The organism is Ruegeria sp. A4, from assembly GCF_056543025.1.
The window spans coordinates 1-15242 of record NZ_JBQGAW010000017.1 but is presented as its reverse complement, the minus strand read 5'-3'; the positions used below and the strand labels follow the sequence as shown (position 1 = coordinate 15242).

Below are 15242 nucleotides of genomic sequence, written 5' to 3'. Positions count from 1 at the left end.
TGTAACCGCCGCTTCCGCCGCGTCCCAGCGCCTCAGCAGCGCCGGTGAAGGGGGTTCTAAGTATAACAAACAAATCCCGCAAGCGGAAAATGACGTCGCAGAGCATTTTTTTGAAAATTTCAATTTAATCAAATAAAACCAATATATTACAAGACTGGAAAGCTTACCCTTCCTGTGTCTGTCGGGGCCCTCTCCATCGGATGGCCACGACACAACCGAGAAGACGCAAGATGGCACTACTATATATAGGGAATCGAGCAACACTGAACACAAGGCCGCGCGACTCAAGTCCGTGAATCGACTCGGGACTCTGCCAGAATCTGCATTGAAAACCTCAAAGGCCAGATTTCGAACCGCATCATGCCGGGGCGACCCACATGAGTCCAACCCCACCTTGAGCGCGCCAACATTCTGAACACCTATCTTGAACATCCCACCGGGATGGGTTCTGGTCTCGGACATTCGTTTTCGGCTTCTTCAGCGAGACAGGCATGACGCGTCACCTTACGTTCCCACTGGTCAGAACCGTCGGATTTGACGGTGCGCTTGTCACATTTGCGGACACGATGTCTGAGACAGCGAACCGAGCGGCGCTGGCCTTTCGATCTGAACTGGATCGGCTTCAATGGGAAGAGGTCACGGAGTCTTCTGCCACGCTGGCCTCGGCATATGTCCGGTTCGATACGCAAAGCACCACCCACCAACAGATGCTGCACAAGCTTCAGGACCTCGTCGACCAAAAGGACTGGTACAACACAGCACTTCCAACAGGCCGCAGGCTGTGGCGAATTCCGACGGTCTATGGCACCGACCTTGCGCCCCAGCTGGACGATGCCGCTGCTGCTGCCGGTCTCGCGCCGGAAGAAGCGATACGGCGGCTTGGCCAGTCCCGTGTGCGGGTTTTGACGATAGGGTTCGCCCCCGGGCAACCCTACCTTGGGCCATTGCCCCCCGAGTTCAACATTCCGAGGCTGCAAAACCTGACCCCCATGGTGCCCGAAGGCGCTCTGGTTCTTGCAATTTCTCAGTTTGTCCTGTTTTCCGGACCAACGCCAACCGGCTGGCGGCATGTCGGGCAGACGGCTTTTCGGTGTTTCCGGCCCGAGACGACCGAGGCATTCGCCCTCAAGCCTGGGGATGAACTGATATTCGAACCCGTTTCCCGCGAAGACCTGGAACATATCAGAGCCAAAAACGAAGATGGCACCGGCGGAGCAACCTGCGAGGAGATTGCACCATGAGCCTGATCGTCCACCAGATCGGCCCGGCTTGTACCATCCAGGATCAGGGGCGCACAGGTTATCTGGACCAGGGCCTTTCCCGGTCCGGGGCCGTCGATACACTGGCCCTTCATGAAGGCGCAGCATTGCTCGGCCAAAGCCCGGAACTTGCTGCGCTGGAAATGGCCGGAATGGGTGGCACGTTCGAGGCCACACAGAGCATGCGCATCGCATTGACCGGTGCGCGGATGCAGGCCAGCATTGATGACAGCCCCGTGGCCTGGAATGCCTCGCATCACCTGGAGCCCGGACAACGGCTGGTCATCGGTGCGCTTCTGCAAGGCAATTACGGCTATCTTCATTTGGGAGGCGGTATCGATTCAGAGGTTTTTCTTGGATCTCGATCCGCGCACCTGACGGCACGGATCGGGCGAGCGGTGAAGCCGGGCGACCGGCTGACCTGTGGCCCTGATGCAGGCGACGCTGGTTTGAAACTTCCCCCTTCCGAACGCTTCTCGGGCGGCGTTCTGCGTGTCGTCGCCAGCTTCCAGACGTCCTTGTTTGATGGCGCAACGCTTGATCGATTTGCGCGCACCTCATTCCATCGTGGCGCACGCGCCAACCGGATGGGGATGCAAGTCAACAGTGACGGCGACGGGTTTGCGGCCACTGGCCAACTGAACATCTTGTCCGAGGTTATTACCCCGGGCGACATCCAGATGACCGGAACCGGAGATCCGTTCATCCTGCTGCCTGAATGCCAGACCACAGGAGGGTATCCCCGCATCGCGACCGTTTTGCCCTGCGATATGCCCCGCGCAGCGCAGACACCGGCGGGCGGAGCAATCACGTTCGAATTTGTCAGCATGGAGCAAGCCACTGAATTGCACGCGGCATTCATGGCGGGTCTTGCCCACCTGCCCTCAAAAGTCGAAGCGTTGGTGCGTAACCCGCATGACATCCCGGACTTGCTGTCCTACCAATTGATCAGCGGAGTGATCTCTGCCACCGACTAAGGAGATGTGCCGATGCCAAGCGTCGATCTGAATGCCGATATGGGGGAAAGCTTTGGCCCATGGAAAATGGGCGACGACGAAAGCCTTCTGAAGATCATCACCTCGGCCAATATTGCCTGTGGCTTTCATGCGGGTGATCCGGATGTAATGGCATCGACAATGAAGCTGGCGGCCGAGAATGGTGTCGGTATCGGGGCGCATCCCGGGTTTCCCGACCTGCAAGGATTTGGTCGCAGGAACATGAAGCTGTCCCAGGAAAATCTGCGCAATCTGGTGCGGTATCAGTTGGGCGCAGCTATGGGCATGGCCAAGGCGGTTGGCACCAGAGTTCGGCACCTGAAATTGCACGGCGCACTGGCCAATATGTGTTCGGTCGATGTCGATATGGCGCGGGCCTGCTATCAGGGCGCGCTGGATGTCGATCCCGACATCATCGTGGTGGTTCTTGCCGTGACGAAACAGGAAGACGCCGTGCGCGAGCTGGGCTGCAAATGGGTGGGCGAGATTTTTGCCGACCGCGCCTACAATGACGACGGAACATTGGTTGACCGCAGCCTGCCCGGCGCGGTGATCCACGACGCGGATGTCGCAGGGCCACGTATCCTGAACATGGTCCGCGAAGGCGCGATCATCACCGAAAGCGGCAAGCGGCTGGAAACTTCGATCGACACAATTTGCCTGCATGGTGACGGACCAACTGCGGTGCAGATCGCCCGTTCTGTTCGCGAAAGCCTGATCGGGGGCGGTGTCGAGGTGACGAAATTCACCCGCTGAACATCATGGGTTAACGTTGGCAACCCAAATTCACGACTGTTGCCCGTACAGGCCTCAGCGCCTAGCATGGCAGGCAAACGCATATTCTGAATACTACAATTTCAAACAATGCCTTGACCCATGGCGGGCAAGAGCAAGGAGGTCGTGGAATGTCATTTGATCTGATGTCTTATCAGCCCCGGGGCGACAAGAAGAACTCGGATTTCTTCAATGAATACCTTCCGAAGATTTACGAACGCCGGACAAGCTCGGGCATTGCGGATCAGGTCGGCGCGATGCGGGCCATCATCATTCAGGTCGAACCCCACGCAGTGTTCGACACGATGGTCGAGCTTTACGTGATGACACCCTATCGGCACACCGCCAGCTATCTGGGACGAACCCACAGATTCTCGGTTCTGCATTCACATCCTAACTATCCTGCGCTGATCCTGATGGCGCCGCTCAGCCCCGGGTTCGAAGACTTCATCCCCCGCATAAATCGCATGTATCCACTGGCGCGCAACACACCGCAGACGCGCTATGTAGGCGAGGTATACGCAGCTTGCGATCTTGACGCGCTGACCCATGCACTTGAGGATCAGAACATACGGTTCGAATATCCCGGGGATACCGAGAACCCGTTCTACACATCGGACGGGTTCCGATTCACTACCCTGTCCGATTTCACCTGCAACCGCGTCGGGTATTCGACCCACGACTTCAACGACACCGACAGTCTGGGCCTTGGGGATCGCGTGTTGCTGAGCGAAACGGAACAGGCCCGTCTGGAACAGGCCGCCGCTTTCGGAACCGAAAGCAAAATCGCCCCGCTGATGCTGGGAATCGACCATCTTGCGACGCGGGTCCTGGCGGGCGAGCGCGAGGATGCGATCCTCGAGTTCCTGACCATGGTGCCCTATTATTTCTGGGGCGCTTACAACATATTCGACATGAACTCATCGACCAACGTGAACCGCAACGGAAATGTGGACGATGACAAGAAATCTCCGGCCAAGGTGTTTACCGCAAACAACACGCCATCCTTCGTGAACTCCTTCGCCAAACTGCCGATGCCGACCGAGGATTTCGTGCGCAATTTTGGCCGTCGTCTGCACCACATGGCCGTCGAGATTCAGGATGGCGATCACGGCGCCGGGGAAAAGAACGTCGATTTCGTCGTGAACACCCTGAAGGACAAGGGTGTGCCGTTCCTGGCCCATGTGGTGGGTGAGTGCAAAGACGATCCGAACCTGAAACAGATCTTCTCGAAACACTCCAAGCATACCCTGCTGATTACCGAGTATATCGAGCGGTGCCACAAATATGATGGGTTCTTCACCAAGGACAATGTCGCCGCCCTGACAGCCGCCGCCGGACAGGACGAACAATACCAGCACGGTCACGTTTTCGATTGAAAAAAGGGCTGCGGAATACCGCAGCCCAGACCCATTCAGGAGAGAATATGCCGAACCTTATGATGGCCCGATCATGAAACAGGTGACGTTGCGGGCCTGCAAACGGCGACAGGCCAGATCCGCCTGTTCGCGGGTCATGCCCTGAAAGGTTGCGTCAAACCCACGCGCGCTTTGGTTCACTTTGCGCAGCGTGCCTTCCAGTGTGGTCATTTCCGACAAAGCGGTTTTCAGCAGAACCTTCTCGGCCTCATACCGAGTGGTATAGCGCCCCACATTGACCCCCCACAGATGCCCACCTGACGAAGACAGCCGAGTGACAACCTCCTGCTCAGGCTCTGGCTGCTTGGTGGAATCCGTCGAAGCCAGAACCAGATTTTCGGGGCGCAGTGCCGGACGCGTGTCGGATGTTTCCACCGGTGGTGCAGTTGGCGCGATATCAGCTTCTGCAATGGCCGCCGCGATAGCGCTGGTGATGCGGTCGCGATTCTCATCAGCTGTCACAGCAACCGCGCTTGCGACTTGCGTTGACGCGGAGGGGCGCCGAACCGGGCGCAAACTGGATTTTGGTGCCCCGCTCACGCTGGCGACCTGCGTCCCGGTACCCAGTCCGGTATTTCCTGCATAAGCCGGTCGCGCAGGTTTGCGAATGGGCGCACGCGACGGTGCACGGCGGAAACCCAAATCCAGAAGCTCGGCAACCTTGGCATTCCGAGAGGCGCCAGATTTTCCGCCAAAGACGGTGGCGATGATGCGTTCATTCTTGCGTTTAGCCGATGCCACAAGATTGAACCCAGCCGCTCGGGTGTACCCTGTTTTGATGCCATCGGCGCCTTTGTAGGCTGCCAGCAGGCGACGGTTGGTGTTGGGAACAGTCTTGATCCCTGCATAGGTCGATTGGCGCGAGAACAGGTTGTAGTATTGCGGATAGTCATACAGCAGATGACGACCCAGCGTGGTCATGTCACGTGCGGTCGAAAGATGCCCCGCCTCGGTCAAACCATGGGCGTTTTTGAAGGTCGTGCGGCTCATCCCCATCGCCTTGGCGGTTCGCGTCATACGACGCGCAAAAGCTGCCTCGGATCCGCTGATGGCAATACCGATGGCCGTGGCGGCATCATTCGCCGATTTCACAGCAGCCGCGCGGATCAGATAGCGAAAAGCAATTGTCTGACCAGCGCGCAGCCCCAGCTTCGACGGTGGCTCGGCTGCCGCCTTTTTGGTGATCCGAACCGGGGTATCCAGCGTGATCTCACCATTCCGCACCGCTTCGAACGCGATATAAAGCGTCATCATCTTGGTCAGCGATGCCGGGTGAAGCCTTGTGTCAGCATTGCGCGAATGCAGAACCTCTCCGGTTCGGGCATCAATCACCATCGCTGCGTAAGGTGCCGCCATGGACCTGAGCGGCGCAAACGCCAGCACACATAGCAACATTATGAGAAAAAAGCCCATTCGGGCCGGAACTGTCCGCCGAATCTGCACGATTTTTTGCCTCTGTCTGCCTCGCGCCGCCGGGTTTTCCCGGTCAGCAAAAATTATTTTATTATCGTAAACACTATCACAGAGACTTGGTGAAATAAACCGAAAGCTGAGCATTTCGCGGTTTCGTTAGGTTGCTCGAACTGGGCTATATCTAGACAAATACTGCCCTGAGCCCACCAGATGCGCGATTGAGGCAGAACTTGGTCAACACCCGGCAGGGTTTTCGTGGAACTGCGGCCAAAAGGCAACATCACTTCAGGCTGTGCACCAATTCGGCCAGACCGCCCAAATCCCTCAACTCCCGGAATCGGGGACTGTCGACCGGGGCTTCAGCATGCTCCACCTCCCAGATAAGGCCGTGCGGGACATGAACCCCCCAGCTTCCTGCCTGGATCGGAGCCACAACGTCAGATCGCATGGAATTGCCAACCATCATCGCGCGCGCCGGGCCATCACCATGCCGCTCAAATATCGACCGGTAAGTTTCAGGGGTCTTTTCAGACACGATTTCCACTGCGTCGAACAGATCGCCCAGACCCGACTGAGCCAGTTTGCGTTCCTGGTCGATCAGGTCCCCTTTGGTAATCAAGACAACCCGGCACAAGCCTGTCATGCCTTCCACCGCGTCGCGGGCATGGGGCAACAGCTCGATCGGATAGGCCAGCATCTCTTGCCCGGCTTCGATCAATTGACGAATGACCGAGGCCGGCACACGGTCATCCGTGACCTCGAGAGCGGTTTCGATCATCGACAGAACAAAGCCCTTGATGCCGTAGCCATAGTGTCGAATGTTGCGCTTTTCGGCTGCCAGAAGCCGCTCCATCAGATGATCCTGGTCGGCATGATCGGCCAGCAACTGGGCAAAATGCGCCTGCGTCAGCTGAAAAAAGCGCTCATTGTGCCACAGGGTATCATCCGCATCGAAACCGATTGTCGTCAGCTTGTCAGTCATCTCGTTTACGTCCGCTTGCTCTTTTCACCGGCCATCCCCACGTTATATAAGCGCGAAGATAAAGCCCAAAACTGAATCGGACAGTTGCCTACGATGCTGGAAAAGACCTGGATGATGTCTGACGAACCGGACGACGACAGCGACGCGTCCGTTCTGGTGCAGACGCGCCCAAAAACCAAGCGTCCGCCTTTGTACAAGGTGCTGTTGCTGAACGACGATTACACGCCGATGGAATTCGTGGTTCATGTTCTGGAACGTTTCTTCGGCATGACCCATGCAGAAGCATTCGAGATCATGCTGACCGTGCATAAAAAAGGTGTGGCCGTCGTCGGGGTCTTCAGCCATGAAATTGCCGAGACCAAAGTTGGCCAGGTTATGGATTTCGCCCGCCGGCACCAGCACCCGCTGCAATGCACCATGGAACGCGAAGAATAAGGCTTTTCGCCTGACCCTCACCCATATTTGCCGGAATTGCCCATGTCCCCTCGCCTGGAACTTGCATTGCAGAACGGCCTGTCGCTGTCATCTCCCCTCAGCGTGATCTGCCCTGTTCCAGCCCATGATCTGTCGGCGCTTCCCCATGCGGCGCAGGTGGTGCAGCCGTTCAAACCTTTTTACGACCATTTTGCCGCGCAAGGCTTTGACACGGTGCCCGAGGCGGAAGACCCTTGCCAGGATGCAATTGTCTTTTTGCCGCGGGCCAAGGCGCTTGCGCGGGCGATGATCCATCTGGCCAGTTCACGAGCCCGCGGCGTTGTCGTGATAGATGGCGCAAAGACCGATGGCGTGGACAGCATTCTGAAAGATGTTCGCAAAAGGGTTTCGGTCGAAGGGCCTCTGTCCAAGGCACACGGGAAAATCTTCTGGTTTCGGGCTGACCCGCAGAGCTTTGCAGATTGGGCTGCGCCAAAGACGCAGATCGTCGATGGGTACCACACGGCACCGGGTGTGTTTTCAGCGGACGGGATCGATCCCGCTTCGGCCATGTTGCTGAACGCCTTGCCTGCCAAGCTGGGGCCGCGCGTGGCCGATCTGGGTGCCGGGTGGGGGTATCTGAGCGCAGAGCTTTTGAAGCGCGACAACCCAAAATCCGTGCATCTTGTCGAAGCAGACCACACGGCCCTTGCCTGCGCGCGCATCAACGCCTCTGACCCCAAGGCCCGGTTTTATTGGGCTGACGCCGTCACCTGGTCTGCGCCAGAGCCATTGGACATTGTTGTAATGAACCCCCCGTTCCACACCTCTCGCAGTGCCGACCCTACGCTGGGGCAGGGTTTCATCGCAGCAGCGGCACGCAATCTGACGCGCAACGGAGCCCTATGGATGGTCGCCAATCGCCACCTTCCCTATGAAACCACTCTGAACGAACACTTCGCTCGGGTCGATGAAGCCGCCGGCGACAACCGGTTCAAGGTGTTTGAGGCCTCTCGCCCTCGGCGATAAGGCCAGCTAACCTGCCCCCAATTCAGGAGGATTCGGATGTCCTTTTCCATCGCAGGCAAGACAGCAATCGTTACAGGCGGGGCCAATGGCATCGGGCTGGCCATAGGTCGGCATTTCGCGGACGCGGGCGCAAATGTCATGTTCGCCGATATAGATGAGAAACGTCTGATCGATGAGCTTGGGGAACAGGCAGAAGACGGCAATATTCGTTATTTCGCAGGCGACCTGCGCGAAAAGCTGACCATTGCCAATTTGCTGTCGGCAACACTGGATGCGTTTGATCAGGTGGATATTCTGATCAACGGCGCGCGCCAGGTGATCCAGTCTGATCCGCTTGATCCCGATGACGACTCGATGCGTACCTTGCTGAATCAGAACCTGATGCCTGCGCTGCGGCTCAGCCAGTTGGTCGCAAAACGCATGATCAAACAGGCCGGGGATGACGATGAAAACCCTGCCGGATCGATCATCAACCTGTCATCCATCGCGGCCCGCCGCACGCATCCCGACCTGATGGCCTATTCCGTGTCGACCGCCGCGCTGGATCAGATGACACGTTCACTGGCCGTGGCGTTGGCACCGAACCGCATCCGGGTCAATTCGATTGCGCTCGGCTCGGTCATGAGTGCATCACTGCAATCGACGCTGAGAGAGAACCGAGAATTCCGCGACGATATCGAAAAGCACACACCGCTTGCCCGTATCGCGTCGGCCACTGAATTGACGGAAACCGCGCAGTATCTGGCATCGGATGCAGCCGGATTCATCACCGGCCAGATCCTGACAATCGATGGCGGCCGCACATTGCTTGACCCTGTCGCCGCACCGGCGCATTGAGACCCATGTTCGAAACAGAAAAAAACACCGCCTCAGCCTGGTTCCGCCAATTGCGCGACGACACTGTTGCCGCCTTCGAAGCATTGGAGGACAGCCACGACACCGGCCCGTTTTCCGACGCAAAGCCCGGCCGCTTTGAAGTCAAGGAAACCAAACGCCAGTCCGAGGACGGCTCTGACGCAGGGGGCGGTCTAATGTCCGTGATGCGCGGCGGGCGAGTGTTTGAAAAGGTCGGGGTCAATGTCTCGACAGTTTACGGGACCCTGGGCGAGCGTGCACAACAGGCGATGGCAGCACGCAAAGGCATCCCCGGGATGACCGAAGACCCGCGTTTCTGGGCCTCGGGGATCAGCCTCGTGGCGCATATGCAGAACCCGCATGTCCCGGCGGTGCATATGAACACTCGGATGTTCTGGACCCCGCACGCCTGGTGGTTTGGCGGCGGATCGGATCTGAACCCCTGCATCGAATATGATGACGATACGGCGCATTTCCATGATACCCAAAAGGCTCATCTGGACCCGCATGGACCCGGACATTATCCGCGCCTGAAAGAGTGGGCGGACGAATATTTCTATATTCCCCACCGCAAACGCGCACGCGGCGTAGGCGGTATTTTCATGGATGATTATTGCACCGGAGACTGGCAGGCCGATTTCGCCCTGACGCAGGATATCGGTCGGGCTTTCCTGCCCGCTTTCGTGCCATTGGTTGAAAAACGGCGCGTACAGGGTTTCTCGGACGCCGACAAAGACACCCAGCTGGTGCATCGCGGTCTGTATGCGGAATACAATCTGGTCTATGACCGCGGCACCAAGTTCGGACTGGAAACCGGACATGATCCGGACGCGGTTCTGATGAGCCTGCCACCGATGGCGAAATGGATCTGACCCTCAGAACGTGTCCATGATGAAGTTGTCATAGCAGTAGTTCTGCGCCGACGACGCCGACATGTTGGCCCCGACTTTCCTCACGGTGATGGAATATCCCGGCTTGGTATCCGCCCCCGGCGGCGGGGCCAGCGAGAATTGTACGGTCCGGACGCCGGGTTCATAGGCGCGCCAGATATAGATCCGTTGGTTGTTTGGCACGCCCAGACTGCGGATCGCGTAATCCCCAATTCCACACCAATAATTAACGGGCGCTGAGGATCCGATGGCCTTGACCTCGTAGACACCGTCCGGCATTGGCGTGATTTCCGTACGAAATTGCGGCCGAACGGACAGGCCGAACCCGACAGCCTCGGCCATCGCAGGTATCGACAAAAGCACGGCAGCAGCCAAAGTCTTGAATGAACGCATAATCCAGATATCCCGAAACAAGGGTCCGATACCAATAGCATAGTCGGGACGACCTGCGAGTAAAGCAGGACAGGCCAACCAGCCGGCAACACTGACCACATCAAAGAATTTATTCTACCCATATTGCAGGAAAGCAGTACACTCGCTGTAGACTTTTGGTTCCCGTTACACTGTTGGGCATCTCTTTGAGCAAGACGTTTCCAAAAGACTGGTTCGATTTCTCGCCGGAAAAATACGCGGATCTGGGCGCTATGTTCTTTCTGGCGGGTTTGACGAAAACACATCAGAAACGCAGTCTGGCACAGGTTTTGTACGCGTTCGAAACTCCGTTTCGCCTGGGCCAGTACCATATCTTCCGACAGCACGGATTCCCCCGTGGTTTTGTCACCTTCGCCGGGCTCAGCCCCGAAGCCGAATTCCGTTATGCGGTGAAAGAAAAGCCCCTTTCCGACACGGATTTCACCAGCGGATCATCCTTCTGGATCATTGATCTTGTGGCTCCGTTTGGACAGACCAGCCAAATTGTTGATATCCTCAAGCAGGAAATCCCGCACCCGCGTGTGCGCACCAACCGGATGGACAGTGACATGACACGCAATCGCATTGTCGAATGGACGCGGGATGAAGCGGGCGAGGTTCACATGCGCCTGTATCGCAAGAAGGAATTTGAACGCGTGTTGCAGCAAGGCGAGGGTTAATTGGTTTCAGTTCCGATCACAGGCGAACTGACCGGGGATGTGACTGGTTTTCCACCCAACGTTGAGACGGGGCAACCCACTCTGGACAATGGAAACTTCAATCCGGTCACGCAAACCTGGACGATTGCGGCACAGCCCGCCAACGGCACCGCCTCGATCGACCCGAACACGGGAGAGTGGACCTATACCGTCGACCCGACATTTTTCGATGGTCTCGACAAAGGAGAAGTCGTCTTCGATTCTTTCTTCATCAGCGTCTCGGGTACAACCCAAGCCGGCCCATTCACCCTTCCATTCACCGGCACACCGGACCCGGTGGAAGTGGTCATCCGGATCGAGGGCGTCTGTTTTGCGGCCGGAACCCTGATCGAAACTGAAAGCGGCCCGCTTGCGATCGAAACGCTGGACGCGGGTCATATGGTGGCCACTGCCGATCACGGTCTGCAACCTATCCGCTGGATCGAAAGCAGCAGGATTCCACCCGAACGATTATGCGATGAACCTGCTTTGCGCCCCGTTCGTATCTCGGCGGGCAGTCTGGGGCCGAACGAACCCTCACGGGACCTTCTGGTATCGCAGCAGCACAGGATCCTGGTCAAAGGCCCGAAAGTCGAGCTGCTTTTCGGCGCATCCGAAGCCCTGGTTGCCGCCAAACACCTGTGCGGATGGCCCGGCATCGGCATCGATACATCGGTTCAAACGGTCGAGTATCTTCACGTCCTGCTGGACCGGCATGAGATCCTGAACGCCGAGGGCGCGCAGGCCGAAAGCCTGTTTCTGGGGGAAGAGGCCCTTTATTCGCTGTCCTCTGAGGCATTGCGCGAACTGGCTTCGATATTCCCCGACAGACCGACCTCGGGTCACACCGGGTTCGGGCGCGCGGCTCGCCTGATACTGCGCGAACACGAAGCCCGCGCCCTTGCCTGCGACTAGCTGCCGGCCACAATGCGCCCGCCGACATCCTGCGGGGCCAATGCAACCGTCTTGATCACGGCATAACATGTGCTGCCTGGTTTCAGGTTCAGGGCCGTAACAGATCGACGCGTAACCCGCGCAAGCACATTGCCCGCCGGGGTCTTTACCGACACGATGGCACCCGGCCCCTCGCCCGACCGGATCGTGTCCACGGTCCCGGCCAGCACGTTCAGTGCCGAAAGCCCTTCGGGTTTGTTGTTCGACAGGATCACTTCCTGAGCGGGTATCCGAATCCGCAAGTTTGCCCCGACCTCATGCGCGATACGAGGCAGAAAGAGCCGCGCGCCATTGGCGTTCAACTCCGTCAGCCCGTCGGAATGATGCTTTGCAACCTGAACTTGCAACACGGCCCCGACGGCGCGAATTCCCGCAGGGGCCACTGACGGGTCGGCAAGCATTTCGGATGCGGGCCCGTGGCGAACGGCCTTGCCATCCTGCAATGCAACAACGGATGTTGCCAACCGGGCCACTTCGGCGGCAGAGTGGGTCACATAGAGGATCGGAACCGAGACCTCGTCCCTGAGACGCTCGAAATAGGGCAGGATTTCCGCTTTTCGCCCATCATCCAGTGCTGCCAGCGGTTCATCTGCAAGGATCAATCGCGGGCTTGCCAACAAGGCCCGCCCGATGGCGACGCGCTGTTTCTCACCGCCTGACAACCCGGCAGGTCTGCGGTCCAGCAGATGACCGATGCCCAGCATGTCGATGACCCTGTCGGGGTCTTCGCGGCGTGTGTTTTTCGGCGCAAACCAACGCCCATAGGCAAGGTTCTGGCGCACGGTCAGATGGGGGAACAACCGCCCTTCCTGAAAAATATATCCCAATCGGCGCCGATGCGGTGGCAGCCACAGGCCCTGTTCCGTGTCGAACAGAACCCAGTCATCTACCGCCAACCGGCCCGCCTGGGGCCGAAACAACCCTGCCACGGCATTGACGATGGTGGTCTTGCCCGATCCCGAGCGCCCGAACAGCACCGTCACGCCCGGCGGCGCATCAAAACTGACGTCCAGATCAATCCCTGACAGATTGTGGTGCAACCGAACAGACAGGCTCATGATCCGGCCACCCGCGCCGCGGCACGCCGCCCCACATACTCCGACAGCAACAACGCGCTCATTGCGACGACGATCGAGATCAGAACCAGCCGCGTCGCGGCCGCCTCGCCGCCCGGGACCTGCAAAAAGGCGTAGACAGCCGAAGGCAACGTCTGCGTCTGACCTGGGATGTTGGAAACGAAGGTAATCGTCGCACCAAATTCACCCATGGCCTTGGCGAAGGCCAGAATAGCCCCGGCTATGACACCCGGTAAAATCATCGGCAAGGTCACCGTACAAAACACCATCGGACGCGACGCGCCCAGAGTTGCCCCTGCCTGTTCCAGCTTCGGGTCCACCGCTTCGATCGACAAACGTATCGCCCGGACCATCAAAGGGAAGGCCATGATCCCGGCGGCAAGGGCCGCGCCTGTCCAGCGAAAGGCCACTACGATCCCGAACTCGGCCAAAAGCCGGCCCAGCGGCCCTTGAATGCCGAAGGTCAGCAACAGCAGGTATCCGGTGACAACCGGCGGCAGGATCAAAGGCAAATGCACCAGACCGTTCAAAACCTGTCGTCCAGGAAACCGCCAACGCGCCAGAGCATAAGCGACAAAAATACCAAACGGCAAAGTCGCCAGCGTCGCCCAGAAGGACACGCGCAATGAAAGCTTCAATGCTTCTACTTCGGCAGGCCCCAACCAATCCAATGCAATCACCTGCCCGGCAGGGTAAATCCCTGCTCCAGAAATACAGCCGTGGCAGCATCCGTTTTCAGGTGTTCAAGAAAGGCGTGTGCTCCTTCTTTTGCATCGACGGTCAGTGCCGCAGGGTAAATAATCGGTGGATGCAGATCGGCAGGGAACGTCCCAACGACCCGGACCCTTTCTTCCACCCTGGCGTCTGATTGGTACACGATCCCAAGCGGCGCGGCCCCGGCCGCCACCAGGGCCAGCGCAGCGCGCACATTGTCGGCCTGCGCCACCTGATTCCGCACAGCCTCCCACTGGTTCAAGCTTTGCAATGCAGCTTTGCCATAGATACCGGCAGGCACCGCGTCGACCAGTGCCATGGCCAGATAGCCGTCTTTCAAGTCCGCCTTGAGGTCATATCCGGGCTGGATTTCACCCACTTGCGCATGATCTTCAGCCCCGACCAGAACCAGGCCGTTGCCCAGCAGATCAACCCGAGTGTCTGCCCGGATCAAACCGTCCTGCTCCAACACATCCATCCAATCCGTATTGGCCGAGACAAACACACCCGCAGGCGCGCCTTGCTGAATTTGCCGGGCCAAGACCGACGACGCCGCATAGGAAACGGAAACGCTCTGACCGGTCTGGTTTTCGTACCCGCCAACGATTTCGTCCAATGCGGTCTTGAGGCTGGCCGCTGCAAAGACCAGAATGCCTTCTGCACCGGCCCGGATCGGGGCCAACGCCGTCATGCCAAGGACCAATGCCACCATCCATAATCGGCGGGCGAAGGATAGGGTCATGTACACTCCCGACCGGTTTGTTTCAGTCTCTCCGGGGATATCGGACGCCACCGGTGGCGCGCAAGCGCCTTTGGCCATTTACACATGATGGGTCGCAGGTTGAGCAAGGCGTTTTCCATCGATCTGTCTGAAAATTTGGCTGCGCACCTTCCGGCCCGAAAGGCGCCCAGAGCGCCCGCATGTTCTGCCTACTGCTTGCACGATGCCCCGTTGGTCGGCCGCCGAAGACGGAACGCAAGAAAATCTTCCAGACCCTCTTGCACCTGCCCGCAGGCTTGGCTAAATGCAGCATCACGGGTGATTAGCTCAGTTGGTAGAGCGCTTCGTTTACACCGAAGATGTCGGGAGTTCGAGTCTCTCATCACCCACCATCCTTTCCCCGCAGCGTATCAAGGTCTTACGCGACTAGCACCTCTTGCTATGCTGCGCATGAAACTGTGTCCGCTGCGCCTCCGCTGCACTTGAACGGAAAAGATATCTCCAACACAGGAGATTTGGGCAATGGCAACAATCGTAAAACGACCTGGGGTCAGGACCCATAACCAGTAAATTACGGTTGCCGCGAGTGCGATGGCTGATAGGAAGACCTTGGGACAACGGTCATAGCGTGTCGCCACG

At 58.2% G+C, this 15242-nt stretch carries 16 protein-coding genes, 1 tRNA gene and 1 pseudogene; 11 read left to right on the top strand and 7 right to left on the bottom strand.

All coding sequences use genetic code 11. From position 1 onward, the window contains the following. Positions 1-491: 491 nt before the first annotated feature. From ACR0E2_RS20555 to ACR0E2_RS20540, 4 genes are all read left to right on the top strand, one after another. Positions 492-1241 carry a 5-oxoprolinase subunit B family protein gene (locus ACR0E2_RS20555; protein ID WP_480447745.1) on the top strand — a complete coding sequence of 250 codons (750 nt, stop codon included), beginning with the start codon at positions 492-494 and terminating at the stop codon, positions 1239-1241. After that, positions 1238-2236 carry a 5-oxoprolinase subunit C family protein gene (locus tag ACR0E2_RS20550; RefSeq protein ID WP_480447744.1) on the top strand — a complete coding sequence of 333 codons (999 nt, stop codon included), beginning with the start codon at positions 1238-1240 and terminating at the stop codon, positions 2234-2236. The genes ACR0E2_RS20555 and ACR0E2_RS20550 overlap by 4 nt, the downstream gene beginning before the upstream one ends. Positions 2237-2248: 12 nt before the next feature. Further along, positions 2249-3010, top strand: a complete 762-nt coding sequence (locus ACR0E2_RS20545) for a LamB/YcsF family protein (RefSeq protein WP_480447743.1) — start codon at positions 2249-2251, stop codon at positions 3008-3010. A 149-nt stretch (positions 3011-3159) separates the two neighbouring features. Beyond that, positions 3160-4407, top strand: coding sequence for a hypothetical protein (locus ACR0E2_RS20540; protein ID WP_480447742.1), 1248 nt, complete (start codon positions 3160-3162; stop codon positions 4405-4407). 57 nt (positions 4408-4464) lie between these two features. Here the strand turns inward: ACR0E2_RS20540 and ACR0E2_RS20535 are convergent, their stop codons facing one another. Further along, a complete protein-coding gene (locus tag ACR0E2_RS20535) occupies positions 4465-5859 on the bottom strand; it encodes a D-alanyl-D-alanine carboxypeptidase family protein (protein WP_480447741.1) in 1395 nt (464 codons plus the stop codon). A 280-nt stretch (positions 5860-6139) separates the two neighbouring features. Continuing rightward, positions 6140-6841, bottom strand: coding sequence for an HAD family hydrolase (locus tag ACR0E2_RS20530; RefSeq protein ID WP_480447740.1), 702 nt, complete (start codon positions 6839-6841; stop codon positions 6140-6142). A gap of 93 nt (positions 6842-6934) precedes the next feature. Between ACR0E2_RS20530 and clpS the strand changes: the two genes are divergently transcribed. From clpS to hemF, 4 genes are read left to right on the top strand one after another with little or no spacing between them, the layout of a single operon-like run. Further along, positions 6935-7276: an ATP-dependent Clp protease adapter ClpS gene (gene clpS / locus ACR0E2_RS20525; protein WP_152456986.1), complete on the top strand. Its 342-nt coding sequence runs from the start codon at positions 6935-6937 to the stop codon at positions 7274-7276. Positions 7277-7318: 42 nt separating this feature from the next. Beyond that, positions 7319-8284, top strand: a complete 966-nt coding sequence (locus ACR0E2_RS20520; RefSeq protein WP_480447739.1) for a class I SAM-dependent methyltransferase — start codon at positions 7319-7321, stop codon at positions 8282-8284. Between the two features lie 36 nt (positions 8285-8320). Further along, the gene (locus ACR0E2_RS20515; protein WP_171172745.1) at positions 8321-9121 is read left to right on the top strand and encodes an SDR family NAD(P)-dependent oxidoreductase; all 801 of its coding nucleotides are present in this window, start codon (positions 8321-8323) and stop codon (positions 9119-9121) included. Positions 9122-9126: 5 nt separating this feature from the next. Further along, a complete protein-coding gene (gene hemF, locus ACR0E2_RS20510; RefSeq protein WP_480447738.1) occupies positions 9127-10011 on the top strand; it encodes an oxygen-dependent coproporphyrinogen oxidase in 885 nt (294 codons plus the stop codon). A 3-nt stretch (positions 10012-10014) separates the two neighbouring features. Here hemF and ACR0E2_RS20505 read toward each other — a convergent pair whose 3' ends face one another. Further along, positions 10015-10422 carry a hypothetical protein gene (locus ACR0E2_RS20505; protein WP_480447736.1) on the bottom strand — a complete coding sequence of 136 codons (408 nt, stop codon included), beginning with the start codon at positions 10420-10422 and terminating at the stop codon, positions 10015-10017. A gap of 185 nt (positions 10423-10607) precedes the next feature. On the opposite strand from ACR0E2_RS20505, the gene ACR0E2_RS20500 reads away from it, so the two are divergent. Together ACR0E2_RS20500 and ACR0E2_RS20495 are read left to right on the top strand one after the other, a co-directional pair. Next, complete coding sequence (locus ACR0E2_RS20500; protein WP_480447735.1) at positions 10608-11120, top strand: toxin-activating lysine-acyltransferase; 513 nt, start codon at positions 10608-10610, stop codon at positions 11118-11120. Continuing rightward, positions 11121-12053 carry a Hint domain-containing protein gene (locus ACR0E2_RS20495; protein ID WP_171207135.1) on the top strand — a complete coding sequence of 311 codons (933 nt, stop codon included), beginning with the start codon at positions 11121-11123 and terminating at the stop codon, positions 12051-12053. On the opposite strand, the gene modC is transcribed toward ACR0E2_RS20495, so the two are convergent. Genes modC through modA form a run of 3 tightly spaced genes read right to left on the bottom strand, consistent with a single transcriptional unit; the run spans position 12050 to position 14624 of the window. Then, the gene (gene modC / locus ACR0E2_RS20490) at positions 12050-13150 is read right to left on the bottom strand and encodes a molybdenum ABC transporter ATP-binding protein (RefSeq protein WP_480447734.1); all 1101 of its coding nucleotides are present in this window, start codon (positions 13148-13150) and stop codon (positions 12050-12052) included. The genes ACR0E2_RS20495 and modC overlap by 4 nt on opposite strands. Continuing rightward, on the bottom strand, positions 13147-13839 hold the full coding sequence (modB, locus tag ACR0E2_RS20485) for a molybdate ABC transporter permease subunit (RefSeq protein WP_171233971.1): 693 nt from the start codon (positions 13837-13839) through the stop codon (positions 13147-13149). Before modB ends, modC begins: the two co-directional genes overlap by 4 nt. 5 nt (positions 13840-13844) lie before the next feature. Beyond that, positions 13845-14624: a molybdate ABC transporter substrate-binding protein gene (modA, locus tag ACR0E2_RS20480; protein ID WP_480447733.1), complete on the bottom strand. Its 780-nt coding sequence runs from the start codon at positions 14622-14624 to the stop codon at positions 13845-13847. A 295-nt stretch (positions 14625-14919) separates the two neighbouring features. On the opposite strand from modA, the gene ACR0E2_RS20475 reads away from it, so the two are divergent. Further along, positions 14920-14995, top strand: a tRNA-Val gene (locus ACR0E2_RS20475). 168 nt (positions 14996-15163) lie between these two features. Here ACR0E2_RS20475 and ACR0E2_RS20470 read toward each other — a convergent pair. Further along, a pseudogene (locus ACR0E2_RS20470) lies at positions 15164-15242 on the bottom strand (IS5/IS1182 family transposase); the annotation flags it as partial.